This is a genomic window from Pseudoruegeria sp. HB172150, assembly GCF_013184805.1.
In the GTDB taxonomy this organism is placed as follows: Bacteria; Pseudomonadota; Alphaproteobacteria; order Rhodobacterales; family Rhodobacteraceae; genus Psychromarinibacter.
The window spans coordinates 1,013,313-1,038,290 of record NZ_JAATNG010000001.1 but is presented as its reverse complement, the minus strand read 5'-3'; the positions used below and the strand labels follow the sequence as shown (position 1 = coordinate 1,038,290).

Here is a 24,978-nt window from a genome sequence, read left to right as displayed (position 1 = left end):
GAGACAGATGACAAAATTCCAAAGCCTGCCGCATGACCGTGCCTACGAAGTCAGGCCGGAACCACAAAGATCCGAACTGGCCGAGTTCCTTCTGGCCGCCCGGCGGCAGAAATGGGTGATCTTCATCTGTGTCCTGATCGGTCTGATGGCCGGGGCGGTACATTATGCAACCAGCCCGAAGGAGTTTTATGCCTCTGCAACGGTGCTGCTGAGCGAACAGCAAAGCGATCTGGAGCAGGAAATCAGCAGCGCCCTGCCCATAGGGCGTGACGAGACGGCGGTGCTGAACGCGCTTCAGGTCCTGCAGTCGCACGAGCTGGCCCGGGAGGTTGTGCAGACGCTATCGCTGCAGGATAACGAGGATTTCCTGTTTCCTGAACGCTCGCTGGCCAGCCTGCTCAAGGAAAGCCTGATGGGGTCGATCAGCGATCTTCCCGACAAGATTGCACCGCCCAATGAAGCGCCGGTGGCGGGACCGGACCCCACTGAGGAAGACCGGATCGACAACGTTGCTCAGGTGCTCCGGGCTAACACCGTTTTCACACGGCTGGGCCGAAGCTATGCCATCGAGATCAGCTATATCTCGCATGATGCCGCACTGGCGACCTCGATTGCCAACGCTTATGCCGAGGCCTTCATGGCCGACGAGATGCGCGCAAAGACCGAGGCGTCGGACAGAACCTCTGTCTGGTTGGAAGCACGGATGGAAGAGCTGCGCACCGCAGCTTCGGCGGCCGCCCAGGACGCCCGCGATTTCCGCGCGGAAACCGGTGCAATGGATCCGCAGGGCCTGCGCGAACGCGAGGAACGCGCCAACACGCTGAACGAACTATACCTGACGATTCAGCAGCGCTATCAGGAAAGCGTGATGGAAGGCAGCTTCCCTGTCTCGAACGGGCGGATCCTGTCGAAAGCGGTGCAGCCGCGCCGTCCGGCGTTGCCAAAACTCTGGCAGGTTCTGGCAGTGGGTTTCGCGCTAGGCGCAATCATGGGTCTGGCCATCGCGGTGCTGCGCGAGATGCGCGAGACCGGGTTCCGCACCGGGCCGGAGCTGCGCAATTCCACCGGGCTACGGTCCTTCGGTTACATGCCGCGGCTGAAAAAACAGCGCGTAACGATCTTTGACCGACCGAGCGCCGTGGAACCGGACGACACCACTGTCAGTTCCACCGCTGCGCCGACTGCAGACGATTCGGTGGGGAATGCTCAGACCGCAGCAGGCGAAGCGCCCATGGCAGAGGACGTACAACTGCCCGACCTCCCGTTTATCCGCATGCGACCGAAGAAGATGTCTGTTCCGCTCGCGGCGCCGGGCTCTGGCGAGAACAAGACGTTCCGCAATCTGCTTGCCTCGCTCGATCTGCATCGCACCGAAGACCGCGGGATGGTCGTGGGCGCATTCGGTGTCCTGCCCGGTGAAGGCGCAACGACGACAGCATTGAATCTGGCGATGGTCGCCGCCCAGGAAGGTCGCGACACGCTGCTGATCGATTGCGGCCAGCGTGGCGGCGACGTGCATTCCGCGCTGGAAGCGACCGATCGCGGTGTTGGCGACATTGTCCTGGGCAAGCGGCCCGAGGACGCCGGGGTGCGATGCATCTCGCTGGAAAACCTGAAGGATTTTGACGCGCCGGGCCGCACGCCGGCGGACCGGCGGCAAGGTCGCACCTCGCTCGACGCGATTGCACGGGCCCGGGAAAGTTATGACCTGGTGGTGCTGGATCTGCCCGCCGCCGCAACCGATCCGACGGCGAAGTTCCTCTACCCTGTGGTCGATGGCTTCCTTCTGGTCGTGCGTTGGGGCCGGACGCCGCGCAAGTCGGTGAACGGTTTGCTGGAACGAGAGCCGGAGTTGCGGGACAAGGTGGTTGGAACACTGCTGAACCGGACCGTGTATAGTCGGCTGCCCAGCTATGGTGTGCGCGTCGGTCGTTCGGGCCTGCTGGAGCGCGGAATCCCTGTCTAAACGCCGCACCCGTATGGGTTGACCGTTGCGTCACATAAAATGCATATTGCTGCCCCAGCGAGCCTCTATACGGATACGGGTTTGCGGGGGAGGAGATCTGCAAGAATGTTGCCGCAATGCATATAGGGGTATTTGCGATTGTCATGGTCGCAACCGCAGCTGTGTTCACCGTCACCGGTATTGTGAATGACCTGACACTGGGCGCGATCCTGGTGCGCGTGGCACTGTCACTGGTGGTGCTTCAAGTGGCCTACTTCGTGCTACTCGTACTTCGCGCGAGAACAAAGCGTGACGATAAGCAAGATCGTACGTTCGGCGGAAACGACGTCGAGGACGGCCGCAGCCGCAAGGTTACATCTTCGGAGGCGTCGCACTGACACCCGGGCGGCGCTGAAGGAACGGCGTCAGCGCCGGTTCCGGGCGGCCAAGCAGGCGGATCAGACTGCCGCGCAGCAGCAGACGTGCCTTCTCGGTGGCCCCGAGCGAGCCATTCTTCCACCGCACCGACAGGAGCGACTTGGTCAGACCGCGTTCACGGTCGTCCTGCGGGTAGAGGAACGACATGTCGCGCAGGTATCCCTGCCGCTGTTCCGGCGAGGCGAGCCGCCAGGCAGTATGCTGCAGCTTCGCGATGGAATGCTTCAGCCGAAGCTCGCGCCGAAACCAGCCGGCAGTGGCGCCGAGATCCCTCGTCGTCGACTCGCCGTTCAGGGCCCAGACGGCCAGAGGCTCCATGGCGACGAAAATCGGATCCTCGATGGCGAAAGTGCGGAGGTACTCCTGGAATGTCGCGGAGCAATCGAAATGCACTTCGAGGTCCGAGACCGCCTTGTGCGACCAGAACAACCCGCCGTTAGATACCCCAATGTCCGAAATCAGTGCCAGCCGGAAATGTTCGGGCGAATAGACCCGCTCGGTCAACTTGTCGTCCAATATGCCGCGTTCAGAAAAATAGGCACCTTCGGATTCAGCCTCGTGCTCGATCAACTGGTTGCGGAAGACGATGTTTACGCCATGTGCCCGCGCCGCAAGGATGTTTTCCTCCATGAAAGACGTCAGCATCAGGTTGTCGTCTTCCAGGACGCAGAAGAATTCCGCCCGGTTCGGATTGGCCCGAGTGAAACAACGGTCGATGTTCTTCGAGGCGAAATTCTGTTTCGGGTTCAGGTGGTAGCGAATGCGCGGATCATTCATCCGGCGCACGACCGCTTCGCCGCTGCGGCCGCGGTCGTCATCATAGACGTCGCAGACCCAGTCGGTATGAGTCTGATCCTGCAGCGAGCGAAGGCAGCGTTCGAGAGACTCCGGGCGTTTGTAGGTTGGTGTACGAACCTGCACGCGGCCTGGCACGACGGGTCTAGACATATCTGTGACAGTCCAGGGCAAGGATCGGATTGCTGCCTCCTCGCGAGCGCTCCAGCCATCGGCAGGCGGCAACAACACCGCATTTCGCCAGCCCGGCACGTGGGTTAGGGCAGCAAGCCCGGCACGGCCCTCTGCGTGCAGTTCCAAAAGGTCTTCGTTGCCCAGGGCTGCGAGACGCACCGCTTCGGCACGCGCGGGCACGCGGCCCGAGATCTCGAAGCGGCGATATCCCGGCGGGATGTCGGCTCCGGATTCGGCGAGTGCGACGAATTCCGGCTGTTCGCCGGTCGTGCGCTGCCGGACCCGGCGCGTGACGCCTTCGCGCGCGGAGCGGGCCAGCGGCACGACCAGTTCAGGCGAATGCAAGAGCTGGCCGCTGGCACGGCCCAGCTTTTTTTCCTTTGCAGTTGCGACGAGCCGCGCGAACTCCAGCTCCGACAACAGCTTGCTCTGCCGGTGCTCGACGGCGCGCTCCAGTTCCGGCGAAAGCCGGAAATCCTCGCGGATGCGATTGTAGGCGGCGATCATCGCTTCGACGTCCATCGGGGCCAAACGGTACGAGATCGAGCTAGCGTGGCGGCGGTAGAGGTAGGTCGGCTCGGGTACCGCGAACATCTTTGCGCCACTCAGGGCAATCCGCAGCAGCAAATCGAAATCCTCTCCGATCCGCAGGCTTTCGCGGTAGAACATTCCGGCCAGCGCCTCGCGACGTATGACAGGCTTGAGGTATCCGAGCACAGGCCCCGCTCCGCGCGGTCCGCCTTTCAGCAGGCATTCAGGCGTCAGTTCAAGCGGACCGTCCAGGCCCATCGGGCCCAGCAGGCTGCGCCCTGTTTCGCCACCGAAATAGATCAGGTCATCGGCGATCCCGTCGGCGCCCAGCACCTCTGCCCGCGCCAGCAGCCGTTCGAGGCGGTCAGGATGCAACAAGTCATCGGAGTCGACAACCGCGATCCACTGACCACGTGCGAGGCTCAGACCACGGTTACGCGCCGTTGCCGGCCCGCTGCTGACAGCTGCGGTCACCACGCGCAGCCTCGGGTCGCGTTCTGCGATCTGCTTTGCGACGGCGACGCTGGAATCGGTGGAGCCGTCGTCGCACAGGATCAGTTCCAGGTCTTCAATGGTCTGCGCCATGACAGAGGCAATGGCCTCGGCCAGATAGTGCTCGCCATTGCGATGGGCCATCACGATGGAGACGAGGGGCGGCTTGGCGGCCCCGGGCTCTTTCGGCAGCATTGCTCATTCTTTCGTTCTGCTCGTGCCGCAATGCAGCACAGTTAGCTCCTCATCCGCAAAGAACAGTAAAGGATTCGTTAGAAAAATCCCGCCCTTGCCTAAGGATGCGCCGGTTTTAAGCGGGCTTTCGCCGAATTCTGCACTCGCGCTATAGGTGTTGCATTTTTTCTGGACGCCCGATGCAAAAGCCGGTTCGTTGAGGCCATGAAACAGGCATCGAAACCGCTATCGATCGGTGCTGCCGCAGTCGTGGCAGTGGCCATTGCAACCTCCGGATCGGCGCAGGAAAGCGCCTCGTTTTTTGACGATTTTAACAAGTTCGACTGGAGCCTCTGGAACAAGTCAGACGGCTGGTCCAACGGCGAATGGATGAGCTGCCAGTGGCAGGGTGGACTGGTGTCGATATCAGGTGGCAATCTTCTACTTAAAGTTGAAAAAAGACCGACCAGTAACGGCCGAGACTATGCATGTGCAGAAATCCAGACGCGGCAGGAGGTCGGCTATGGTACCTACGAAGTGATGATGAAGACGGAAACCGGCTCCGGCCTTAACGCGGCGCTGTTCACGTATATTGGCCCCAGCCACGGCCAGCCGCACCACGAGATCGATATCGAAGTCCTGACGCGCGACACCAGCGGCGTCAGCCTGAATACCTATGTCGATGGCGCGCCGACAAATGGTAAACGTGTTCCGGTCTCGCCCCCGACCGACAGCGCCTTCGCGCATTTTGCCTTCACCTGGAGCGCGGAAGAGATCATCTGGTACGTCAATGGAGCCGAAGTACATCGTACCGCGCCGGGCACTCCGATCCCGCAGGCTCCGCAAAAACTGTTCGCCAGCTTCTGGAGCAGTGAAAGCTTCCCGAACTGGATGGGGCCGTTCGAACCATTCGAAGGCAGCAAGACCATGACGGTCGACTGGATCGCCTACACGCCTGAAGGCGAAGCGTGCCGCTTCCCCGAGTCGATTCTGTGCTAGGTTTCCCTTCATGACGCAGGCAGAGATCCCGGTAGGCCGTCTACGTGTGCCCGAGGCGACGATCGACGCCTGGCTCGGCTTTGGCGTCCTGTTGTCGCTGATCATGGTTCCCGCCCTTGGCAAGCTGGCTGTTCTGGGCTTGCTCGGCTGCGGCATGATGCTGATCGTGATGCGGCCGGCATCGAGCCTGTCCGCCCTTCTTCGCCATTGGTATGTGATGCTGATGCCGCTGTTCTGCACGGCCAGCGCGATCTGGTCGCGGCTGCCTGAAGAGTCCTTTCGTGCGGGAATTCAGCTGTCGGTTTCGGCGGCGATCGCGGTGGTTCTGGCGACGCGGATGCCTTTGCGAAGTTTCATTGCAGCCCTGTTCTTTGGTCTGGGTACGATGGTGGTCATGGGATTCCTGTTCGGCAACGTGCGCGGCGACACCGGTGCATTGCTGGGCTTCTACAACAGCAAGAACGCAATGGCGGGTGCCGGTGCCCTGTTCGGGCTGGTCGCCTTCGCAGTGGCCGCGATTCCGGGATACGGCAAGCTGTCCTGGGTGGCGGCAGCCTGCGTCCCAATTGCAGTCTATACTGTCTATCTTGCGCAATCGGTAAGCGCGCTGGCGGTGCTGCCGCTTGGTATTGGCGGCTACCTACTCGCCACGCAATTGCACCGCTTCGGCCTGTCGGCGCGTATCGTGATAATCCTTTTCGCCGTCCTCTTCGCCCTGCTTGTCGGTGTTCTGGTGGCCATGCACTGGAATTCCGTTGTCGGCGGCCTTCTTGATGCCACCGGTAAGGATCTGACGCTGACCGGACGCACGGACCTGTGGCGCGAGGCATTCGGCTTCATCTCTGAACGACCGCTGCTTGGAATTGGCTTCAACGCCTTCTGGACCCGCGGCCATGCTCCCGCAGAAGCCTTGTGGCTTATGTTCGGGATCGAGAGCCGCTCTGGCTTCAACTTCCACAACACCTACTTCTCGAACGCAGTGGAGATCGGGATCATCGGCACCGGCATGCAAGTGCTGATGATCCTGGCGTCCGTGGCTCTGCCGTTGTGGCGGTTCATTCAGACTGGCGATCAGACCTTCGCGTTCCTTTTCGGCTCGGCCCTGATGCTGCTGGTGACGACAATGGTCGAGGTACCGATCTTCATCCAGTTCAGCCTGCGGACTTTCCTGGTTTTCACCACGCTAGTCTACGCAGTCGAAGGCCGGAGTGAAGCTATGCCGGAACGGACTGGTCCGCGTAGTCCCTGACGAAGCGGTTGACCGCGGCCAGCGCCCGTTCGGTCGCGCGCTCGATTGCTGCGTCGGAACTGAGCGAAGGCCTACCACGGGCGATGCGTTTCATGCTGCGGGCCGAACTGTGCAGCAGCCCGAAATTCGCCGGTGCGGCAATCGGACCTTCAAGCAGCATCCGCGCTTTCGGACCGGACCCCCAGCGACCGGTTGTGAAGGCCCACGCCTCGCGCCCGTTCGACGGCCACAGCGTGACCGGCTGATAGTCGATGTCCAGCGAACGCGCCCAGTCGTTCCACTTGTAGCGATGAACGTGGTGCATGGTACGCACGCCGATCCAGGGCGTGCGCATCGCATCCGACACGATGGCGCCGTGCATTGCCTCTGTGATTACCAGATTGGCGCCCCGGATCTCTGCGATGGTCTGCTCGTGCGGGGCGGAAGGATCGAGGAAATGTACCCCGGCAATTTCGCAGACGCGCTTCCAGTTGCCGCGCTCGAGGCTTTCGTAGTGGGGCATGAAAGCCACGTCGATGCCTTCTGCGGGAGCGGGCAAAGGCGTTGAACGGAGCAACACGGCGGCATCGACGATGGCCAGGTCAGGCGACAGGCCCATGTCCTCGGCCGTCTGCGGCCCGCGGACGAAGCGGAAATCCCAGGTGCCGTCGTGCACGTCGGGCTTCTTGGTGTATCCGCCGTAGCCGGAACCCACGACCACCTTTCGCGCCTTCGGATCATAGCCGTGCTGAATGATCGAGCCGATGCCGAGGAAAAGCGTCGACTCGTCGTCGTCCAGCATTCCCTCTGGCAGCAGGTGCTTCCACATGGTTGCGTTGATTTCATCGCCGAAGTTGGGCGGATCGCCGCGAAAGAAGAAATGTTTCACGAGCTTGCGCTCCTATTGCGGATGATGGTGAGAAGATCGGCGACGCGTCGCCGGGAGAGAAGGTAGAGAACAGGGAGGTAGACCGCTGCGCCGGTGAGCCCGGTGACAAGCAGACGCAGGCCCGCCGGATCGTCCGCCATGGCATATTCCACCGCAAGCATGGCCGCGACCATGGCCGCGACGGAGACAAGCGGTGCGGCGAAGCTCTTCAGGTAGTCCCATACCGGGATGTCGATCGCGCGGACCGTTAGCACGACAGAGATCGGCCAAAGCAGGTAGGTCTTGACCACGATGGCCGTCACGATCGCCGTGAGCCCCGCCTTCGAGAAGATCGCGAGCATTGCCAGCGTCCCGAATTGCTGCGCCAGCAGGTAGTAGAACCACAGGTCCGCCCTGCCCCGGCTCTTGATCGCAGAACCCTGAACCGAGCCGATTGCTGACAGCAAGCCGACAAGACAGAACAGCTGCGCCGCAAGAGACGCCTCGGCCCAACGGTCATCAAACGCCCAGACAATCAGGTCGTCGATCAGGAGCGCCGCGCCTGCAAAACCGGGAATGCCGATGGCAGCCGAGCCGAAGGAGGCGAGACCGAACGCCTGACGTGTCTTTTCCTTGCTCGTTTGCAGCGAAGACAGAAGGACATGGGTCACCGATGCCCAGGCGCCGGTAAAGACCATGGTCAGCATCTGCTGCAGCCGTTGGGCCAGCACAAAGAGACCAAGCGCGCCTTCTCCGGCCAGCAGGCCCAGTATAACGTGATCCAGACGCAGGCTTGGCAGCATCTTGCTTCCCGATGCGAAAGCCCCATAGCGGAACAGCTCTCGCCCGGCGGCAAGGGTCGGGCCGCCGCTAGGGCGCCAGCGGGCAACGTAGAGCGACACGATCAGAATGACGGCACTGCCCGTCACTTGCCCAACCGCTAGAGCCCAGATGCCATATCCATTCAGCAGCATGTAGATTGCAATGCTGGCGTTCAGGGAGAAGGCCAGAGCTGTCCGGACTGCAACTGCGCGGAACTGCATCGACCGGACGATCAGCGCAGAGGGCGCCGCGACGGCCACGTCCAGCGGCACCTTGAGCGCCATGAACCAGAGCAACTGTTGCAGTTGCGGCTGGCCGGTCCAGCCTGCGAGGAGCGGTGCCGCGGCCCAGAGCGCGAGACCAGCCAGCACGCCATAGCCGACGGTCAGAGCGAATACCGTGTCGACATGGGACTTGGTCAGTGTCTCGCGCTGCACGAGAGCCTCGCTGAAGCCCAGCGGCGATAGCGCAATCACTGTCGCGACGATGCCTGCTGCCAAGCTGAAAAGGCCGAACTCCTCCGGCGAGACCAGCATCGCGCAGAGAAAGAACAGCACCGTCGAGCTGACAAGCGGCAGCGCCGTGTGGACCGCAGACCAGAAAACTCCGGTGATCGCGGCACGCGACCGGCCGGCATTCAATTGCGGTCGAAACCCGCCCCCCCCGGTTGCGCCGGGGGGGATGGAGGAGGTCGAGTCTGCCAACGGCTTAGTAGGCGCCGCGGCTGGCCACTACGGCCGGGATCGTACGGGCCATGATCGCGATGTCCTGGGAGAGGCTCCAGTCCGCGACATAGCTGACGTCCAGACGCACCCGGTGATCGTAGCTAACATCATTACGCCCAGAGACCTGCCACAGGCCGGTGATTCCGGGCCGCGCTGACAGGTAGTACCCGGCATGGGAGTTGTAGTTTTCCAGTTCCGCCTGAACCACTGGACGTGGGCCTACAAGGCTCATATCGCCGCGGATGACGTTAAGGAGCTGGGGAAGTTCATCGACGCTGTACTCTCGCAGGACTCTCCCGATGGTTGTTACCCGGGGGTCGTCCTTAAGCTTGCGCGTCAATTCCCATTCCCGCCGCGCTGCATCGTTGTCGGCGAGATGTTCGGCCAGCACGGCATCGCCGTCCTGGCACATCGTGCGGAACTTCCAGCATTTGAAGCTTCGCCCTCCAAACCCGATACGGGAGTGACCGTACAGGATCGGACCTGGTGAGGTTAGTGCAACCGTGGCCCCGACCATAAGGAACAGCGGAGACAAAATTGTAAGCACCGTGACAGCAGCAATCAAATCCAGGCACCGTTTGGCACGCCCGCCAACAGCCCGACTGGAGGAGTTTCGGCTGGAATCGATACGACCTTTCGGGTCGATATGGGCCAGCTGGTGAGTGATCGGCATTGGACCCTTTCCTTGGTTGGAACCCACCCATGCGGGCACCTTTGACCAGCAATGTTGCATTTGCAGCATCGATCTCAAGTCATCGGCGGAATTCGGCAGTAACTCGCCGATGAGTTGAATTCGGTTCTGCTTATTTGAGCGTCGTCGTGCAACTTGACTGGACCCTATTCAGTTATTTGGTACATGTTAGCGCATGTCACACCACATCTTGTGGTAAACTCCCAAGGCGGGTGGTTGCTCAATTATGTGGCGGCATGTCGCCCGAACGTTTGTTCATTGTGCAGGCGCAGCATTGAGGTAGGCCGAAGCCTGCCGACGGCAATGGACTTTCTGCTGCGAATCGTGACGGTTGGCCTGGGCGGGGGCACATTGGAGAGTGATTTCATGGGCACCGACACCAGCGAAAAAAGGTCCGAAACGGCCACTTCCGGCCCATGGCAGCGCCAATTCGATCCCGTCTACGATTTCCCCCCGACACTGGTGACGACGAAACTGGCCCTGTTGACTACGCCCCGCTGCGGGAGCCATTTCCTGGGCCACCGGCTGCGCGAAACCGGCGGCTTCGGATATCCGCTGGAATACTGCAACTCTGGTAATTGGCGGCACTGGCGTCATCGCGCCCGTGAAGCAGGCGCGGCTGGGGTACTGGACTATATCAAGTCGGTCCGCACAGGCCCGAACGGCGTTTTCGCAATCAAGCTGCATTTCGAGCATCTGGAGAAATTCCTGGCGGAAGAGGATGACCCGCTTTCCTACGTTTTTGTGCATCTTCGGCGGGAGAATCTGCTGGCGCAGGCGGCGTCCTTCGCCCGCGCCCAGCAAACCGGAGCCTGGATCTCGGACATGCCCGAGCGCGGCGCGGCGCGTTACGACTACGACCTGATCGCTTCCAAAGTCACCGCCGTCGCTACCGGCAATGCCGGCTGGGAGGCATTTCTGGCTGCGACCGGCCGCGAGGCACTGCAGATGACATATGAGCAGGTCGCGCGTGACCCAAGCGCCGCAGTCCGGGCGATCGCCGATCATGCCGGCGTGACGCTGGCCGAAGCGTCCTTGCCCGCGGATTTCGCGCCGGAACGGCAAAAGAGCGGCAAGCGTGAGGACTGGCCGGCAATGTTCCGGGCGGAAACCGAAAAACGACTACGGAGCGGCCAATTCGCGTTGCCTGGCCTCAGCCAGGGCGACACGAGCAAAAAGGAGCGGCTAGTCGACTGGGCGCGGATGCGGCTCGACGACCTGCGTGGTGCCTCCGGCGGGCGGGACTAAAGGTTCAAGAAGCGCCTCTATGTCTTCCGGATACAGGCGGAATTCCTTATCTGGATGAGACAGGACATACCGCGAGATCTCTGTTATCTCGGCGCGCGTCAGGTCGTCGATTCGCTTGCACAATGCCTCTGCCGAGGTATCCTCGATCGCAAGCCCCAGCCCTTTATCGGCCACCCGACGCCCAGTCTCCGTGGTTTTTACCGCGATGCTCGGACAGCCGAACCAGCTCGCCTCGTAGATCCTGTTGGGAAGCAGCCAGTCGGAATTCGCACCCGACTGCCATAGGTCCTGCGACCAGACCAGATCGCAACTGCCGTAAATTGCGCCAAGATCGTCCGGATAGCGGTAGGCGCCGTGGTAAGACATGTTCGTGTGCGCCGCGACAACCTCGTCGAAATCCGGCACAGCATGACGGTGGACGTTGCCGTGGAATGCGATCTGCACCTTGTCGCCCATCCGCTCGGCGGTTTCGGCAAGGATCTTCAAGCTCTTGCGGCAACGTATTGAACCGACGCTGCCGATCACGAACGGCCCTTCGGCCTTTGCCCGCGGCGGGGACGCGGGACGAGGTAGCACTGAGTTGCCGAGCCACAGCTTGTTTTCGATTAGTGCGACACGACCCTGATAACCCTGCACCTTCTCGAAATACTCCCGGACAAAGCCCGGCGAAGATACAATCAAAAGGTCGCTTCGAGCAAGCAGCCGCCGTTCGACCCAACGCATCACGCTGCCGACGGCATCCTTGCGTGTGAAGAGGCTGTGGATGTCGAGACATTCGTAGGCAATGCGCACATCCCGCCTGAACATCAGCAACCGCGCCGCATGCGCCAGCAGCAACAAGTCGATGTTCCGGGCGATCCACAGCTTGCTACCTCTGGCCAACGAAGCATTGCGAAGAACGCGGGCCATCGCAGGGAACAACAGCAGCACACGCTTCACGTAGCTTTCGTTCGGTGCCAGCCCAAGCGGCACGTCTGGCCAGGGCGGCGTGTAGTCGCTGTTCATGTTGCCGCGCCGGAAAGAATAGGAGGCAGCGTTATAGCCGACCGACCGGACGCTCTCGATGCGGCGGATCTGCGACGCCTCCGAGATGTCGAAGGCGAAGAACACGATATCGGCCATGCAAGGCTCCTTCCGGCGCCCTCCCCGCGCCTATCAGACACTCGCCCAATGCGGGAATACAAGCAGTCTATGGCAGTTTGGCGGTGTTATGCCGAGGCCTTGGCCGCCTTTTCCCGCTCTTTCTGCTCCATGAACTCCTTGGAAAGATGCAGCGCGTCGGTCTGTTCCGGATCTACGAGCCGTTCATAAAGCGCGCGGTAATCCGGATCACTCATCAGGTGCGTTATGCGGTTTCGATGCCAGGCGACTGCTTCCTCATGTAGATCATGAAGCTCCGAATCGGCATGAAACTCGTCGAGTATCGTCCGCATGCGGGGCAGCCGCGCGAGGATGCGGGCGTCCGTCTCGGTACAATAGTTCCTGCGGGTCCAATACTGGATGCCCTGATCCTGCTCGGTGTGATTGATCCGCCCGCGCTCCCGTTTCACCAGGAAGCTTTCGGCTGAGCGCAGAATGTAATGATTCAGAGTCACCAGCCGGTAGCCGAGCGACCGCTTCGAGGACATCCAGCCGTTCTTGGCCTGATCCTCGGCGGGCATTACCCGGCCCGAGCCATTGACCCAGCGCAGTTTCGGCCTGTCTTCCTCGTTGATCCCCAGCGGACGATGCACACCCAGCCGGCGGAACGGCGCGGATTTGTGGAACATCGATTTAAAGCCCCAGCCAAGACGCGGTTTCGGGATGAATTCCGGGGCACAGGCGGTGAACTGTTCCGTGATTGGGCGGTCTTCGTAGCCGAGCACACCTCCGTTGCCGAAGAATTTCCACGTCAGCGAGATCACGTTCGGGTAGTTTGCCGCCTCGAACAGGTCCGCGAAGGTACCGTTGCCGACATGAATATTCACGAACTCGTCGCAGTCGCTCACCAGCACCCAGTCCGCAGCCTTGTAGCAGGGCTTTTTGACCGCATCCTTCAATGCCTCGTGTTGAGGTTTCTTGCCCGAGGCGGGGTCCCATGGATTCACCGCCCGAGTCACGTGGCCCAGCTCCTGCAGGCGGTCGAGGATGGCGTTTGTGTTATCGGTGCAGTCGTTGGTGTAGACGAGGAAATGGGTGGCCCCGATTGACAGGTGATAGGCGACCCATTCCAGGATGAATGGCGCCTCGTTCTTCATCGATGTGACGACAAGGATGTTGTTGTTCTTCGGCACCTCTTCGGGCGCATCCAGCCATCCGTTCAAGCGCCCGCCACGCTCCTCCAGCCCGTCGATGGCTTCCTGAAAGACTTCGGTCTGTGCCAGCTTCATCAGCGGCATGGTTGCCAGAACCGGCGGTGGCGCACCAACGGCATGAGGGTTATCGTTCACCGGTTTCGGCGCGGTGCGGATGGCGGCGGCTGCCGCCTTGGCACGCTCCGCCACCACGTGCGGGGGCGGCTGATCCGGGATCGGTGCGGCGCGCGGGTCGACCTCGTGCCGGATCAGGGCGCGGCCCAGACAGCTGTCGGGATGCGGGATGCCATTTTCGTGAGTCACGATCCGCCGCCGGATGCGCCGGTTCCACAGATGAACGCCGTAGCAGCCCTCGCCCAGTTGCGCTTCGATATCCACGCTAGGGTTCAGCAGGTCGCGGCGGTCCTTGAAGGAAATCGGATAGAAGGCGTTCTGCGGCAGGGCATGTTCCACCTCGCCGGTTTGGGCCAGGAACCAGGTCAGTGCCGCCGGACCCCAAACGCCCCATTTCAGCTCGGTCACATGAACCGGATTTCCGGCCTTGTGCGCCGCCTTCAGCTGCTCGATTTCGGGTTCGGAGAGCCAGGGGGGGATTGGGTACTCTTCCTCGCAGAATTCCAGTAGGGTGGCGAGGGTCTTGGACTCTTTCGGGAAGCCCAGGACCGCACCGCAGATCAACCGTTTCGGCTTTTCCCAGCCATAGATAAACGGTGTGTCAAATTCCCACGGCTGCGTGCAAAGCACATCGGCGTCGATCCAAACGACGCCTTCCTTGGCGATCATGTGGTAGCGGAACACGTCGGAATGCAGTGCCGGTGATCCGCTGTCCTTATGCTTGATGTAATTGCCCTGCGGGAAGACCGCATTGGCGTCCATCACCTCGACGCCCTCGGGCACCCCGGTCACCTCACCGTAGGTGTAAAGCAGTGTCCGGTGTCCGAAATCGAGGAATGATTTAAGACAAACCTGTTCCAAAAAACTCAACTGCCCCCCGATCCAAAGGGAGGCGACGGTTGGAAGGGTCATTACACCGCTCTTTCTGACTGCTGCGCCGCTCTGCCGACGGCTTTGCACCCCACTGGAATTGTTGCCGAGGAGCGGCGCTTATTTCAAGAGTGGCGTGGGTCAGAGACCGCCTTCCTCCTGCAGGAATGCCACGATCTCGGGGATGCCCTTGCCGGATTTCACGCCAGCCATGACGAAGGGGCGATCCCCACGCGCGGTTTTTGCATCCTGCTCCAGCAGGTCCAGGTCAACACCGACATAGGGCGCGAGGTCAGTCTTGTTGACGATCAGCAGGTCGGAACGTGTAAGCCCGGGTCCTTTCTTGCGGGGGATGTCCTGCCCTGCCGCCGTGTCGATGACGTAAAGTGTCAAGTCGGCCAATTCCGGGCTGAAGGTCGCGGCGAGATTGTCGCCACCGGATTCGATGAAGATAATGTCGAGATCATCGAAGCTCTGCCGAAGTTCCGCCACGGCGGCGAGGTTTATCGAAGCATCTTCGCGGATTGCAGTGTGCGGGCAGCCACCAGTTTCCACGCCCCTGATGCGCTCGAGCGGCAACGCCTGCGCCCGCATCAGGTATTCGGCGTCCTCGCGGGTGTAGATGTCATTCGTGATGACCGCGACGGAATAAGAATCTGCCAACGCTCGGCAAAGCTGTTCGGTCAGGGTGGTCTTGCCGGCGCCCACCGGGCCGCCAATACCCACGCGCAATGGGCCATTCCCGCTCATGTTCGGAATATCCTAACTTCGAGTTCTTCATGTCGCATCGCCGCCAAATCGCCGCCTGGCACGAAAGAGGCAATCTCGTCGACTGGTGTCAGCGCAACCATCTCTGCCACCTCGGCCATCGCGCCATGCAAACCTGCGAGCACGCGCTGTCCATCGGCCTGACCGAGCGGCACGAAACGTACAGCGGCGCTGACGAGGTTCGACATCGTCGCATGAAGGAATAATTTCACTACTTCGGCAGTCGGCAGGCTCAGTTGGCGCGCCGCCACGCCCACAGCGACCGGATACGGCATCGGATCGAGCGGAACCCCAGTCGCGCCGGTAACCGCTTCGGAAAATGCGCGGCCTTGCGCGATGGTTTCTTCCCAGCGTTCCTTCGAGGCGGCGAGTGCGCGCGCCTTGTCGCTCAGTGCGTGTGCATCCTCGCCGCGATGCGCGGCCGCCAGCAGAAGGCCGTCCGTGCGCCCCGCTCCCATCCAAAGGATGTCGTTCAACCATTCGGCGAGGTTATCGGCCGTGGTAATATCCCCGTCCACCACGACCTGTTCCAGACCGTGTGAATAGGCATAGCTGCCCACCGGAAAGGTGGGCGACATCCACTGTACAAGGGTCAGCAGGTCGCTCAAACCTCGTCCTCGTCTTCCTCGTCATCAATGTGGATGGTGGCACCGTGATGATGCACGTGGGAATGGCCGTGCCCGTGGTCATGCGCGTCTTCCGGGCCGTGTGAATGGCCCATAGTTCGTCCGTGCCCGTATGCGCCGCCCTCTGGTGTGAAGGGCTCCATTACCTCCGCGACCACGGCGCCCAGACCCGCCAGCATTTTCGCCAGAACGTGATCACGCTGGATCAGGAGCCTGTCGGTTTCGATCTGACAGGGAGTATGACGGTTGCCGACATGCCAGGCCAAACGGGGAAGGTCGCCGGTGACGGCCAGCAATTCCTCTTCGGCGGCGGCTATTTCAACGAGGCGACCGTCCTCCAGTTCGAAGGCGTCGCCATGGCCGAGGCTCACAGCCTCGGACAAGTCGGCAAGAAAGGCGATGCCCTGTGCCGTGCGCAGTTTCTTGCGGCGCAGCAGGCGGGCGTCATAGGTCAGCACCACCGTATCGGACGGCGGAACGTCGAGGGGTGCGCGCCGCACCCGCAGGGATTTCAGCAGGCCGTCGCTCATAGCGCGGCCTCCGAAATCAGCAGTAAGCGCGGCCCGACAGGAAGCTGCGGGTCAGACCATCGCGCGACAAGCCACGGACAGCCAGCTGTGCGTCGGTCATAGAGAACAGGTCTTCGTAGCGGCCGGGCGACGTGACGCTCCGGAGGAAGTTGCCAAGCCCTTCGCTTAGCATTTGAAAGGATCTGGTGGTCATTTGAGCATTCCTGCACATTTTGAGGGCGGTTTGTGAATCGTCCTCCATGTGCCTCCGCGCGGGTGATTTGGCTAGGGGGAGAATCAGATACCCGCCCTGCGGTTTTTGCATGGCTTCCCAGTGCGCTCATTTCACCGCCTCGATCAATTTGATTTCTACTGTGTAATCAGGATCCTGCCCGATGGCGCCGCTGGACGCGAGATAGGCGAAACCCAGTTCGGGAAGATATTCATACACATTCTGGAAGGAAATTTCCGTGTTTCGAAACGTGGCGATCACGGGTAGCGAAACGTAAGCACAACCGGCAATGTCAAGCTCCCTCGTTTCACCGAAGGCATAGCTCTGGCTCTCGGACGCACGCGGCGCATCTCCGTGCACGGCGATCTGGCCCTCCCAAACGGCGCCAGGCGCCGGATCCGGAAGCTGCTCAGTTGAAACCGGGTATTTGTAGACTGCTGTGGAGTTTTCGACGATCTCACCACTCACGATGTTCTCGTGGTCGAGGAGGTAGGTACCCTTGGCGAGATGATAGCGCGAGCCCATGCCCGGCGCGTAGAAAAAGAATACCTCGATTGTTCCGTCGTTCTGAAGTGTGAACGTCTCGGCGGCGCCGGCGGTAGAGATCAGGCGCACGCCACCGGCGAGATCAGCCGCCACCGGGCAATCAGCCAACGCCGGCAACGGTGCCAGCGCCAAGCCAACTATCAACAAGTGACGCATCACATCTCTCCCCGGTCAGGGGAGAGTTTCCGCGCATTCCCGCGCGGAGACAAGGGGCGCTCAGATGTAGAAGATGTCGCGGAAGACGTGCCGCGGAATATCTTCGCGCTTGAGTCCCATCGCGGCGAGTTGCGCGTCGCTTTTTGCGTTCAGGGCTTCGATTTCGCCCATGCGCGAACGGGCGGTGAGGTAGGCGTTGAAGCCCTGCCCGAGCCCGGCGAAGAAGGTGTCGAGCATGGCCTTGACGCTTTTCCGGTCGTGGGTGGCGCTGCTCGTTATGTCGTAGGTCTGTGCCATTGGAAACCTCGCAGTGGTCTGTTCCGGTTTCCTCCCGTGGCCCTGATACTAGTTTCGCTGCACTGCAGCGACAACTGCGGGGTCGGAAAAGCCGCCATGCACTGAAAACATGGCAGATTAACTGACCTTTTGCGGAGACATCGAAAGCGATCAGATGTCGCGGAAGACATGTCGCGCGATGTCTTCGCGCTTCAAACCCATGCGGGCCAGTGACTCATCGCTTTTGGCAAAGAGCCGTTCGAATTCGACCTTGCGATCACGCGCGTCAAAAAGGAGCTCGATCGGGCTGATCAAAACAGCGAACAGCTTGCTAAGGCTAAATGGCGCCGGCCGGGCGTGGCTGACTGATTGTATACTCATGTGGAACCTCCGGAATTGGTCAAGGTTCCTCCCCTGCGCCAATACCTAACCGGGGCGCGGTATGGCGACAACGACGCGAAGGGAAAAGCCGGTATGAGGCCGGAGCATGGCGCCTCGACCTTCAGAACATGAAGTATCTCTGCGCCATTGGCAGAACTTTCGCCGGTTCGCAGGTAAGCAGCTCGCCATCCGCGCGGACTTCGTAGGTCTCTGGATTCACATCCATTGCCGGCGTGGCGGAATTGAGAACCATGTCCGACTTGCCGATGCCGCGGGTGTTTTCAACTGGAAGCGTGTCTTTTGCGAGGCCCAGGCCCTGCCGGATGCAGGCCGCGTTCGCCGCGTGGCTGACGAAGAGAACCGCGGAGTTTTCGACGGAGCGCCCGAAAGCGCCGAACATCGGTCGGGTATAGACCGGCTGCGGCGTCGGGATCGAGGCATTGGGATCACCCATCTGCGCGCAGGCGATAGAACCGCCAATCAGCACCATTTCGGGCTTCACGCCGAAGAAGGCGGGGTTCCACAGCACGAGGTCGGCGCGCTTGCCCTCCTCGACGGACCCGATGTGCGCGCTCATCCCATGGGCGATGGCCGGGTTGATCGTGTATTTCGCGATATAGCGGCGGACGCGGAAATTATCATTGTCGCCGGTCTCGTCGGCCAGCCGCCCGCGCTGTTTCTTCATTTTATCGGCGGTCTGCCATGTACGGATGATGACCTCTCCGACCCGACCCATCGCCTGGCTGTCCGAGGCGATGATCGAGAATGCGCCGAGGTCGTGCAGGATGTCCTCTGCAGCGATGGTTTCCCTGCGAATTCGGCTTTCCGCGAAGGCCACGTCCTCGGGGATGCCTTTGTCGAGGTGGTGGCACACCATGAGCATGTCGAGATGCTCTTCCAGCGTGTTCTGTGTGTAGGGCCGCGTCGGATTGGTGGAAGACGGCAGCACGTTCTGTTGTTCCACCACCTTGATGATATCGGGCGCGTGACCGCCGCCAGCCCCCTCAGTATGAAAGGCGTGAATCGTCCGGCCCTTCATTGCCGCTACGGTGTTTTCCACGAATCCACTTTCGTTCAGCGTGTCGGTGTGGATCATCACCTGCACGTCCATCTCGTCGGCGACCGACAGGCAACAGTCGATGGCGCCCGGCGTGGTGCCCCAGTCTTCATGCAGTTTCAGCGCGCAGGCGCCGCCTTCGACCATCTCGACCAGCGCGCCGGGCTGACTGGCATTGCCCTTGCCCGCGAAGGCGAGGTTCATCGGGAAGGCATCCGCCGCCTGCAGCATCCGCGCCAGATGCCAAGGGCCGGGAGTGCAGGTCGTGGCGAGCGTGCCATGCGCAGGGCCGGTGCCGCCGCCCAGCATGGTCGTCAGGCCCGAATGCAGCGCGTCGTCGATTTGTTGCGGGCAGATGAAGTGGATGTGGCTGTCGAAGCCACCAGCGGTCAGGATCTTGCCCTCGCCCGCGATCGCCTCGGTTCCCGGACCGACGATGATATCGACGCCGGGCTGCGTGTCGGGGTTGCCGGCCTTGCCGATCTTGACAATCCGACCGCCCTTCAGGCCGACATCGGCCTTGTAGATTCCGGTATGGTCCACGATCAGCGCGTTGGTGATCACCGTGTCCACGGCACCGCCTGTGCGGGTCACCTGGCTCTGCCCCATCCCGTCGCGGATCACCTTGCCGCCACCGAACTTCACTTCCTCGCCATAGGTGGTCAGGTCCTTCTCCACCTCGATGATAAGGTCGGTATCGGCCAGCCGTACCTTGTCACCCGTAGTGGGTCCATACATGTCGGCATAGGTGGCGCGGGATATCGTGGCGGGCATGGCGTCTCCTGTAACTCGCGGTCCGGGGCCACCGCCCCGCGCCGCCCACGTTAGGGTGCTGCAACGGGCGGCGTCGAGTCTCCCTGAGCGCTTGGCGGCGTTTTTTCCAGCCCCTGCTCAAGCTTCGGGCAGTGCCTCACGGCCCCCGCCAGCCCGTCGCGGCACAGCTTAAGAAACATTTAGCATTTCGTGACGGTTACGCCGCTGAAATCCGATTGACCGGCAGCCAGCCGGCATCCTACGCCATCGCCATTCTTAAGCCAGATGCATTTCCGACCGGGCACGCCCTTCGCCCGGTCACACATGAGGAGACACCAAAAGATGCAACGAGCCATCGTCCTGACCGCAGCTCTGCTGGCGGCTCGCGCTGCTGGCGCCGAGCCCAGTCTCGAGCGCGGCGAATACCTGGTCCGCGGCCCGATGGGCTGCGGCAACTGCCACTCCCCACTTGGCCCGGAGGGACCGGTTCCGAGTATGGAACTCGCAGGTCGCCTCGTCGAGGATAACGAGATGTTCACGGCCATCGCGCCGAACATCACACCCTTCGGTGCCGTCGCCGACTGGAGCGACGAGGAACTTGCCCACGCCATCCGCGAAGGTATCCGCCCCGACGGCAGCCTTATCGGCCCGCCGATGCCCTTCACGTTTTACCGCGGCCTCGGCGACGACGACCTGATGTCGGTGGTCATGTTCCTGCGCACGCTGCCGGAGGTCGATAACGACCCAGGCAAGTCTGACTATCGCATCCCCCTGCCCCCGGCCTATGGCCCGCCGGTGGAAAGTGTCACCGCGCCCGAGCGCGGCGTGACGGTCGAGTACGGCAAGTATATGGCCGGGACGATTTCCCACTGCATGGAATGCCATACGCCGATGGGACCGCAGGGTCCGATGGTCGAAACCGACCTCGGCCGCGGCGGGTTCGAGTTCCACGGACCGTGGGGCACCTCCGTCGCCGCCAACCTGACATCGCACGAAGACGGCCTTGCCGGATACTCGGACGACGACCTCAAGACAATGATAACCACGGCCGTCCGACCCGACGGTACGGCTATGCTGCCGCCGATGCCCTACGGCTACCTGTCGAAGATGACGCCCGAGGACCTCGATGCGATCATCCTGTACCTGCGCACGCTGCCGCCGCTGCCTGACGCCAGCTAACGATTCTAACCGCAGGCGCGAACTGTCCTGCCGGGGGGACACTACCCTCCGGCCAGGATGGCTCACGTTATAAGAGGCTGCGTTTCGGGTCTTGCGCGCAATCGACGGTCAGGCAGGTACTTCAGCCAGATCCAGCCGCATGTGGATCACGCGCGGGTCGTGGGCGTTGAAGAGATCCGGCGCGTGGTATTCCACGAAGCCCAGCGAACGATAGAGCGGCAGTGCCTCGACATGCCGGTAGAGAGCGTCCAGCAGGACCGTCTGGTAGCCGAGCGCGCGGGCTTCCTCGATGCAGGCGCCGCACAGCTTGCGCCCGACACCCTTACCGCGTCCCGCTTCGCGCACGTACATGCGGTTCAGTTCCGCGGCGCCGTCCTTTGCGGGGCGCAGCTTGACGATGCCGAGCGGATTGTCGCCTTCCAGAGCCAGAAAGCATTCGCCATGTGGAGGAATGAAGTAGGCGTCGAAATCGGCGAGCTGACCGGCAAGGTCCTGATGCACGATGTAATCGTCGATCTCGCCGGTCATGTCAGGGTAGCGCGCCTTCATGGCGTCGAAGAATTCCCAGACCATGCTGCGTACCGCATCGCGATCGTCCTTGCTGCGGACGCGCCGAACTTCAATCTCGCTCATCAAATCAACTCCATAACCACACGGCCGCCTGAATGGTAGCGGCCGGGCAGCATCATAGCCGCTTTGCTACACCACGGCCAGCACCCGCGCGGGCCCGCCTGTCCCTTTCGCATGTTTCGGCACGCCCACGAACACCGTGGCCCCGGTCGTCGGCATCCGGTCCAGGTTGGCGAGGTTCTCGATCCCGTAGAATCCCGCCGGCAACCAGCTGTTGTGAACTGCGAAATCGGCAGAGCTGCCGGGATCGAGCGACAGTGTGTCGACACCAATCGCCGCAGCGCCAAGTTCCATCAGCAGGTCCGTGGCCGACTTGCCGAAACCCGGAAAGGCGAATTTGCCCTCCGCATCGTTGCGGAACGAAGGATCGCCCAGCTTGGCCGACCAGCCGGAATTCACGGCGACCAGCGCGCCGGAAGGTATCTCACCATTTTCAGACACCCATGCCTCTATGTCTTCGGCCTCTAAAGCCGCATTGGCGTCATCCATCGCTTTGGCTTTGATATCGACCACGCAAAGCGGGCACATCAGGTTTTCCGGGGCCAGTTCGGCCACCGAGGTTCCATCCCGGGAGAAGTGCAGCGGCGCGTCGATATGAGTGCCGGTGTGTTCGAAAATAGTCAGTTTCCACAATTGGTAGCCGGATTCGTCGAAATTCACCGCTTCTTCGTACAGTATACCCGGCACACCGTCGAAAGTCGGAAAGTCGCTGTCATACGCGTGGGTCAGGTCGATGACCGTTCCGCCGGACTGGGCCAGAGCAGACCGCGCCGACAACGCTCCTGCCGCTATCGCCGCAGCCCCGGCCGCAGCGCCGCCACGGAACAGATCCCGCCGCGACAGCATATGTTTCCTAGCTCCTTCAATGACGCACGCGTGACACATGATGCAACTCCCTGTCATGAGGCCGGACATCCGGCGTTGAGGCGGTCACATCGCGCGACCGTCGTACATCACTGTCTCGATTTCCCTTGGTTCCACCCCATCGAGGCAATTGATATTTATGGCAACCATCGCCGTGCCATCCGGCATGGCACCATAGGAAAAGCTCTGAATGCCACAGGTGCTGCAGAACTGGTGCCGTATCTGATGCCGGTTGAAGGTGTATTCCGTTACCGCGTCGGCGCCTTTCTCCAGCGTGAAGTTGTCACGCGGTGCAAAGGCAAGAACCGAGCCCAGTTTCTGGCAGCGAGAGCAGTTACATGTGATACCCTGAGCGATTTCATCCATTTCGACCGAGTAGCGTACCGCACCGCACTGGCATCCGCCGGCGTAGGTTGTCATCGCATCCTCCCTTCGTGAAAGTCCTCAGGCTTTCCGCTGTGTGCCACGCCTGGACAACCGGCGCGCGTTCGCCCGCGTCCGTTTGCGGTAGGGCTTCATTGCTGCCTCTGCCGCAGCCACAGGCGCGGCCAGCATCGCCGCAGTCCCGGCGTGGACAGCCTCGTTCCACGCATCGGCCTTTTCCTGCACCATGCGCGTTGTTTCGGCTGGCGAGACCGGCCACAGGCCGGCCATCCCGAGCGTGCGCATTCCGATGACCGCCTGCGCCTCGGCGCCCATGCGGGCCATGTCGATCCAGAACCGCCAGACGCGGAACGGATCCATCACAGCGCTCCCATGACTTTCTGGTTGAAACCGTAGATCTCGCGCTTGCCGCCATATGGAACCAGCCTGACCTCGCGGGTTTGGCCCGGCTCGAACCGCACAGCGGTGCCGGCGGCGATGTCGAGCCGCATGCCCATCGCCGCATCGCGGTCGAAGTCCAGCGCGGTGTTCGTTTCGGCGAAATGGTAGTGGCTGCCAACCTGCACTGGCCGGTCGCCGGTGTTCGATACGGTCAGCGTGATCGCCTCGGCGCCTTCGTTCAGGGTGATGTCGCCGGGAGCGGTAATGATTTCGCCTGGGATCACTTGGGTAACTCCTTGAAATTCAGTCTTTGTTGCTTGACACAAAACCGTCGATGGCGCGCGGGATGAAGATGCCCAGCATCGCGCCGAAGATCAGTGGGACCGCGCCGCCATTGCCGATGACCCATGAAAGTAGCGCCGCCAGCATCAGATAGGCCAGCAGCGCGAAAAGTCTCAACTCGGCGGGACTCAACCTCTGTTCCGCCATCAGGAAATCGTCCAGCCATTCCTTGACCTGGTCCTCGGTGTAAGTCGCGGCTACCGCGGCCAGCAGGCCCAGTACCATCGTGATCAGCAGTCCCATCCTTGCCTCCCTCGGTTCAACGGATCGGGTGGTGCACCGTCACCAGCTTGGTTCCATCCGGAAAGGTCGCCTCGACCTGCACGTCATGGATCATCTCGGCGATGCCTTCCATGCACTGCTCTGCACGCACCACATGTGCCCCGGCCTCCATCAGCTCGGCCACGGACCGGCCGTCGCGCGCGCCCTCGACCACGTAATCGGTGATCAGCGCAATGGCCTCGGGATGGTTCAGCTTCACCCCCCGTTCCAGCCGGTTGCGCGCCACCATCGCCGCCATCGAGACCAGCAGCTTGTCCTTTTCGCGGGGCGTCAGATTCATGCGTACTCCTTCAGTTCTGCCATACCCGGGGCAAGGATCCGGGCCGAAATGCCATGAGAACCCGCGCTACCAAACGGCGCAGGGGGAAGGCGTCGCCGGCCAGCGCGCGAACGACGCATTTACCGTCCCAGCCCGAAGCCGCGGCGCGGGTGCCTTCGACGTCCAGCACAGCGCGGACCCGGCTCAGCGCGTCCTCGCCGCCGGGAGCAACCAGCGCCACGGTCGCCATCGCACGTGCACCGCCCAGTACTGCCGCGCCATCGCGCCGTGCAAGTACGTCCGTGCCAATCCGCAAGGGTTCCAGCAACACCGGCCGCCCGTCCCGTGTCACCTCGCGCCGATCGGTCAGATCCAGCGTCTCCACCGTCTCGCCCATCGCCGCGCGGCCCAGCACCAGCGTCTCTGCCATCAGGCAGGACGCATCGCCTTTCAGCGCGATCCGCGTGCGCCGGTCCAACCCGGCCCGGTCGAACAGGATGGTTTCCTGCGGCAGCCAGGCGATTTCTGCCCCCGCTCCCGCCGATATCTCGACGTCCAGCACGGCACATCCGCCCGAGGACGCGTAAGCCCGCTCCGCCGTCTGCGTCGTCGCCACCGCCTTCGCGCCTAGTCCGACGTTCAAACCATAGGACATCCGGTCGCCGCCGGTCAGCCCGCCCGCGGTGTTCAGGAATACAACCTCGGGCACCGCGCCGTGGACCTTCGGCAGGAACGCCTTCGCCGATCCCGACTGGTGCAGATCCCTCAACCGCACCCGCCCGTCCACGCAGGCAAGTGTCACCGCCGCCCGCCCGCGGGCGCGCTGCATCTGCGTAGGGGTATGCGACTGATCGTACATTCGGCTTCCGGCTCTCCGCTCTCCACGCTATGGGCCCGGTTCGGTCCCGGCAATGCCCGCCGACCGTCTGATGGAACATCCCCACT

At 61.9% G+C, this 24,978-nt stretch carries 28 protein-coding genes; 6 read left to right on the top strand and 22 right to left on the bottom strand.

Annotation, left to right across the window (positions count from 1 at the left end):
* Positions 1 to 7 precede the first annotated feature (7 nt).
* Together HCO70_RS05005 and HCO70_RS05000 are read left to right on the top strand one after the other, a co-directional pair.
* Entirely contained in the window at positions 8 to 1,966 is a 1,959-nt protein-coding gene (locus HCO70_RS05005) for a GNVR domain-containing protein (RefSeq protein WP_172293670.1), read from the top strand.
* Between the two features lie 143 nt (positions 1,967 to 2,109).
* Positions 2,110 to 2,343 carry a hypothetical protein gene (locus tag HCO70_RS05000; RefSeq protein WP_216665265.1) on the top strand — a complete coding sequence of 78 codons (234 nt, stop codon included), beginning with the start codon at positions 2,110 to 2,112 and terminating at the stop codon, positions 2,341 to 2,343.
* On the opposite strand, the gene HCO70_RS04995 is transcribed toward HCO70_RS05000, so the two are convergent.
* A complete protein-coding gene (locus HCO70_RS04995; RefSeq protein ID WP_172293666.1) occupies positions 2,318 to 4,570 on the bottom strand; it encodes a glycosyltransferase in 2,253 nt (750 codons plus the stop codon). The two genes, HCO70_RS05000 and HCO70_RS04995, sit on opposite strands and share 26 nt — an antisense overlap.
* 204 nt (positions 4,571 to 4,774) lie before the next feature.
* On the opposite strand from HCO70_RS04995, the gene HCO70_RS04990 reads away from it, so the two are divergent.
* Complete coding sequence (locus tag HCO70_RS04990; protein WP_172293664.1) at positions 4,775 to 5,548, top strand: family 16 glycosylhydrolase; 774 nt, start codon at positions 4,775 to 4,777, stop codon at positions 5,546 to 5,548.
* Positions 5,549 to 5,558: 10 nt separating this feature from the next.
* Positions 5,559 to 6,797 (top strand): O-antigen ligase, encoded by a 1,239-nt coding sequence (locus tag HCO70_RS04985; protein WP_172293662.1) that lies wholly within the window; start codon positions 5,559 to 5,561, stop codon positions 6,795 to 6,797.
* Here HCO70_RS04985 and HCO70_RS04980 read toward each other — a convergent pair.
* The 3 genes from HCO70_RS04980 to HCO70_RS04970 all read right to left on the bottom strand — a co-directional run bounded on the left by HCO70_RS04980 (position 6,763) and on the right by HCO70_RS04970 (position 9,864).
* Positions 6,763 to 7,665 carry a polysaccharide pyruvyl transferase family protein gene (locus HCO70_RS04980; protein ID WP_371742160.1) on the bottom strand — a complete coding sequence of 301 codons (903 nt, stop codon included), beginning with the start codon at positions 7,663 to 7,665 and terminating at the stop codon, positions 6,763 to 6,765. The two genes, HCO70_RS04985 and HCO70_RS04980, sit on opposite strands and share 35 nt — an antisense overlap.
* Positions 7,662 to 9,107, bottom strand: coding sequence for an oligosaccharide flippase family protein (locus tag HCO70_RS04975; RefSeq protein ID WP_172293660.1), 1,446 nt, complete (start codon positions 9,105 to 9,107; stop codon positions 7,662 to 7,664). Before HCO70_RS04975 ends, HCO70_RS04980 begins: the two co-directional genes overlap by 4 nt.
* 67 nt (positions 9,108 to 9,174) lie before the next feature.
* Positions 9,175 to 9,864: a sugar transferase gene (locus HCO70_RS04970; protein WP_172293658.1), complete on the bottom strand. Its 690-nt coding sequence runs from the start codon at positions 9,862 to 9,864 to the stop codon at positions 9,175 to 9,177.
* Positions 9,865 to 10,047: 183 nt separating this feature from the next.
* Here HCO70_RS04970 and HCO70_RS04965 point away from each other — a divergent pair, with 183 nt between their 5' ends.
* Positions 10,048 to 11,130, top strand: coding sequence for a Stf0 family sulfotransferase (locus HCO70_RS04965; RefSeq protein ID WP_172293656.1), 1,083 nt, complete (start codon positions 10,048 to 10,050; stop codon positions 11,128 to 11,130).
* Here HCO70_RS04965 and HCO70_RS04960 read toward each other — a convergent pair.
* The 10 genes from HCO70_RS04960 to ureC form a co-directional block, all read right to left on the bottom strand.
* Positions 11,068 to 12,252, bottom strand: a complete 1,185-nt coding sequence (locus HCO70_RS04960) for a glycosyl transferase (protein WP_172293654.1) — start codon at positions 12,250 to 12,252, stop codon at positions 11,068 to 11,070. The genes HCO70_RS04965 and HCO70_RS04960 overlap by 63 nt on opposite strands.
* Before the next feature lie 86 nt (positions 12,253 to 12,338).
* Positions 12,339 to 14,450, bottom strand: a complete 2,112-nt coding sequence (locus tag HCO70_RS04955; RefSeq protein ID WP_172293652.1) for a glycosyltransferase family 2 protein — start codon at positions 14,448 to 14,450, stop codon at positions 12,339 to 12,341.
* 99 nt (positions 14,451 to 14,549) lie between these two features.
* A complete protein-coding gene (ureG, locus tag HCO70_RS04950; RefSeq protein WP_172293650.1) occupies positions 14,550 to 15,158 on the bottom strand; it encodes an urease accessory protein UreG in 609 nt (202 codons plus the stop codon).
* A complete protein-coding gene (locus HCO70_RS04945) occupies positions 15,155 to 15,754 on the bottom strand; it encodes an urease accessory UreF family protein (RefSeq protein WP_172296146.1) in 600 nt (199 codons plus the stop codon). The genes ureG and HCO70_RS04945 overlap by 4 nt, the downstream gene beginning before the upstream one ends.
* Before the next feature lie 26 nt (positions 15,755 to 15,780).
* Positions 15,781 to 16,332 carry an urease accessory protein UreE gene (ureE, locus tag HCO70_RS04940; RefSeq protein ID WP_172293648.1) on the bottom strand — a complete coding sequence of 184 codons (552 nt, stop codon included), beginning with the start codon at positions 16,330 to 16,332 and terminating at the stop codon, positions 15,781 to 15,783.
* 16 nt (positions 16,333 to 16,348) lie between these two features.
* Positions 16,349 to 16,525 carry a hypothetical protein gene (locus HCO70_RS04935; RefSeq protein WP_172293646.1) on the bottom strand — a complete coding sequence of 59 codons (177 nt, stop codon included), beginning with the start codon at positions 16,523 to 16,525 and terminating at the stop codon, positions 16,349 to 16,351.
* A 126-nt stretch (positions 16,526 to 16,651) separates the two neighbouring features.
* On the bottom strand, positions 16,652 to 17,245 hold the full coding sequence (locus HCO70_RS04930) for a hypothetical protein (protein WP_172293644.1): 594 nt from the start codon (positions 17,243 to 17,245) through the stop codon (positions 16,652 to 16,654).
* A gap of 60 nt (positions 17,246 to 17,305) precedes the next feature.
* Entirely contained in the window at positions 17,306 to 17,542 is a 237-nt protein-coding gene (locus tag HCO70_RS04925; RefSeq protein WP_172291857.1) for a hypothetical protein, read from the bottom strand.
* 150 nt (positions 17,543 to 17,692) lie between these two features.
* Positions 17,693 to 17,902, bottom strand: coding sequence for a DUF1127 domain-containing protein (locus HCO70_RS24760; RefSeq protein WP_253913114.1), 210 nt, complete (start codon positions 17,900 to 17,902; stop codon positions 17,693 to 17,695).
* A gap of 121 nt (positions 17,903 to 18,023) precedes the next feature.
* A complete protein-coding gene (ureC, locus tag HCO70_RS04915; RefSeq protein WP_172293642.1) occupies positions 18,024 to 19,733 on the bottom strand; it encodes an urease subunit alpha in 1,710 nt (569 codons plus the stop codon).
* Between the two features lie 321 nt (positions 19,734 to 20,054).
* On the opposite strand from ureC, the gene HCO70_RS04910 reads away from it, so the two are divergent.
* Positions 20,055 to 20,891, top strand: coding sequence for a cytochrome c (locus HCO70_RS04910; protein WP_253913113.1), 837 nt, complete (start codon positions 20,055 to 20,057; stop codon positions 20,889 to 20,891).
* Positions 20,892 to 20,999: 108 nt separating this feature from the next.
* Here the strand turns inward: HCO70_RS04910 and HCO70_RS04905 are convergent, their stop codons facing one another.
* From HCO70_RS04905 to HCO70_RS04870, 8 genes are all read right to left on the bottom strand, one after another.
* Complete coding sequence (locus tag HCO70_RS04905) at positions 21,000 to 21,524, bottom strand: GNAT family N-acetyltransferase (RefSeq protein ID WP_172293640.1); 525 nt, start codon at positions 21,522 to 21,524, stop codon at positions 21,000 to 21,002.
* Positions 21,525 to 21,590: 66 nt separating this feature from the next.
* Entirely contained in the window at positions 21,591 to 22,406 is an 816-nt protein-coding gene (locus HCO70_RS04900) for a cyclase family protein (RefSeq protein ID WP_172293638.1), read from the bottom strand.
* Positions 22,407 to 22,451: 45 nt separating this feature from the next.
* Positions 22,452 to 22,805 (bottom strand): GFA family protein, encoded by a 354-nt coding sequence (locus tag HCO70_RS04895; RefSeq protein WP_172293636.1) that lies wholly within the window; start codon positions 22,803 to 22,805, stop codon positions 22,452 to 22,454.
* A 24-nt stretch (positions 22,806 to 22,829) separates the two neighbouring features.
* On the bottom strand, positions 22,830 to 23,129 hold the full coding sequence (locus HCO70_RS04890) for an antibiotic ABC transporter (RefSeq protein ID WP_172293634.1): 300 nt from the start codon (positions 23,127 to 23,129) through the stop codon (positions 22,830 to 22,832).
* Positions 23,129 to 23,434 carry an urease subunit beta gene (locus tag HCO70_RS04885; protein ID WP_172293632.1) on the bottom strand — a complete coding sequence of 102 codons (306 nt, stop codon included), beginning with the start codon at positions 23,432 to 23,434 and terminating at the stop codon, positions 23,129 to 23,131. Before HCO70_RS04885 ends, HCO70_RS04890 begins: the two co-directional genes overlap by 1 nt.
* Before the next feature lie 19 nt (positions 23,435 to 23,453).
* Complete coding sequence (locus HCO70_RS04880; RefSeq protein WP_172293630.1) at positions 23,454 to 23,735, bottom strand: hypothetical protein; 282 nt, start codon at positions 23,733 to 23,735, stop codon at positions 23,454 to 23,456.
* Between the two features lie 16 nt (positions 23,736 to 23,751).
* Positions 23,752 to 24,054 carry an urease subunit gamma gene (locus HCO70_RS04875; protein ID WP_172293628.1) on the bottom strand — a complete coding sequence of 101 codons (303 nt, stop codon included), beginning with the start codon at positions 24,052 to 24,054 and terminating at the stop codon, positions 23,752 to 23,754.
* Between the two features lie 10 nt (positions 24,055 to 24,064).
* Entirely contained in the window at positions 24,065 to 24,892 is an 828-nt protein-coding gene (locus tag HCO70_RS04870) for an urease accessory protein UreD (RefSeq protein ID WP_172293626.1), read from the bottom strand.
* Positions 24,893 to 24,978: the final 86 nt, after the last annotated feature.

Excerpts from the sequence above, each read along its gene's own strand:
- HCO70_RS04905 (WP_172293640.1), bottom strand. The coding sequence starts at position 21,524 with ATGAGCGAGATTGAAGTTCGGCGCGTCCGCAGCAAGGACGATCGCGAT.
- HCO70_RS04970 (WP_172293658.1), bottom strand. The coding sequence starts at position 9,864 with ATGCCGATCACTCACCAGCTGGCCCATATCGACCCGAAAGGTCGTATC.
- HCO70_RS04880 (WP_172293630.1), bottom strand. The coding sequence starts at position 23,735 with ATGGGACTGCTGATCACGATGGTACTGGGCCTGCTGGCCGCGGTAGCC.
- HCO70_RS24760 (WP_253913114.1), bottom strand. The coding sequence starts at position 17,902 with ATGAGTATACAATCAGTCAGCCACGCCCGGCCGGCGCCATTTAGCCTT.
- HCO70_RS04875 (WP_172293628.1), bottom strand. The coding sequence starts at position 24,054 with ATGAATCTGACGCCCCGCGAAAAGGACAAGCTGCTGGTCTCGATGGCG.
- HCO70_RS04945 (WP_172296146.1), bottom strand. The coding sequence starts at position 15,754 with ATGTCGCCCACCTTTCCGGTGGGCAGCTATGCCTATTCACACGGTCTG.
- HCO70_RS05000 (WP_216665265.1), top strand. The coding sequence starts at position 2,110 with ATGGTCGCAACCGCAGCTGTGTTCACCGTCACCGGTATTGTGAATGAC.
- ureE (WP_172293648.1), bottom strand. The coding sequence starts at position 16,332 with ATGAGCGACGGCCTGCTGAAATCCCTGCGGGTGCGGCGCGCACCCCTC.
- HCO70_RS04935 (WP_172293646.1), bottom strand. The coding sequence starts at position 16,525 with ATGACCACCAGATCCTTTCAAATGCTAAGCGAAGGGCTTGGCAACTTC.
- HCO70_RS04890 (WP_172293634.1), bottom strand. The coding sequence starts at position 23,129 with ATGGATCCGTTCCGCGTCTGGCGGTTCTGGATCGACATGGCCCGCATG.
- HCO70_RS04910 (WP_253913113.1), top strand. The coding sequence starts at position 20,055 with ATGCAACGAGCCATCGTCCTGACCGCAGCTCTGCTGGCGGCTCGCGCT.
- HCO70_RS04955 (WP_172293652.1), bottom strand. The coding sequence starts at position 14,450 with ATGACCCTTCCAACCGTCGCCTCCCTTTGGATCGGGGGGCAGTTGAGT.
- HCO70_RS04995 (WP_172293666.1), bottom strand. The coding sequence starts at position 4,570 with ATGCTGCCGAAAGAGCCCGGGGCCGCCAAGCCGCCCCTCGTCTCCATC.
- HCO70_RS05005 (WP_172293670.1), top strand. The coding sequence starts at position 8 with ATGACAAAATTCCAAAGCCTGCCGCATGACCGTGCCTACGAAGTCAGG.
- HCO70_RS04930 (WP_172293644.1), bottom strand. The coding sequence starts at position 17,245 with ATGCGTCACTTGTTGATAGTTGGCTTGGCGCTGGCACCGTTGCCGGCG.
- ureG (WP_172293650.1), bottom strand. The coding sequence starts at position 15,158 with ATGAGCGGGAATGGCCCATTGCGCGTGGGTATTGGCGGCCCGGTGGGC.
- HCO70_RS04925 (WP_172291857.1), bottom strand. The coding sequence starts at position 17,542 with ATGGCACAGACCTACGACATAACGAGCAGCGCCACCCACGACCGGAAA.
- HCO70_RS04960 (WP_172293654.1), bottom strand. The coding sequence starts at position 12,252 with ATGGCCGATATCGTGTTCTTCGCCTTCGACATCTCGGAGGCGTCGCAG.
- HCO70_RS04965 (WP_172293656.1), top strand. The coding sequence starts at position 10,048 with ATGTTAGCGCATGTCACACCACATCTTGTGGTAAACTCCCAAGGCGGG.
- HCO70_RS04900 (WP_172293638.1), bottom strand. The coding sequence starts at position 22,406 with ATGTGTCACGCGTGCGTCATTGAAGGAGCTAGGAAACATATGCTGTCG.
- HCO70_RS04985 (WP_172293662.1), top strand. The coding sequence starts at position 5,559 with ATGACGCAGGCAGAGATCCCGGTAGGCCGTCTACGTGTGCCCGAGGCG.
- HCO70_RS04895 (WP_172293636.1), bottom strand. The coding sequence starts at position 22,805 with ATGACAACCTACGCCGGCGGATGCCAGTGCGGTGCGGTACGCTACTCG.
- ureC (WP_172293642.1), bottom strand. The coding sequence starts at position 19,733 with ATGCCCGCCACGATATCCCGCGCCACCTATGCCGACATGTATGGACCC.
- HCO70_RS04990 (WP_172293664.1), top strand. The coding sequence starts at position 4,775 with ATGAAACAGGCATCGAAACCGCTATCGATCGGTGCTGCCGCAGTCGTG.
- HCO70_RS04870 (WP_172293626.1), bottom strand. The coding sequence starts at position 24,892 with ATGTACGATCAGTCGCATACCCCTACGCAGATGCAGCGCGCCCGCGGG.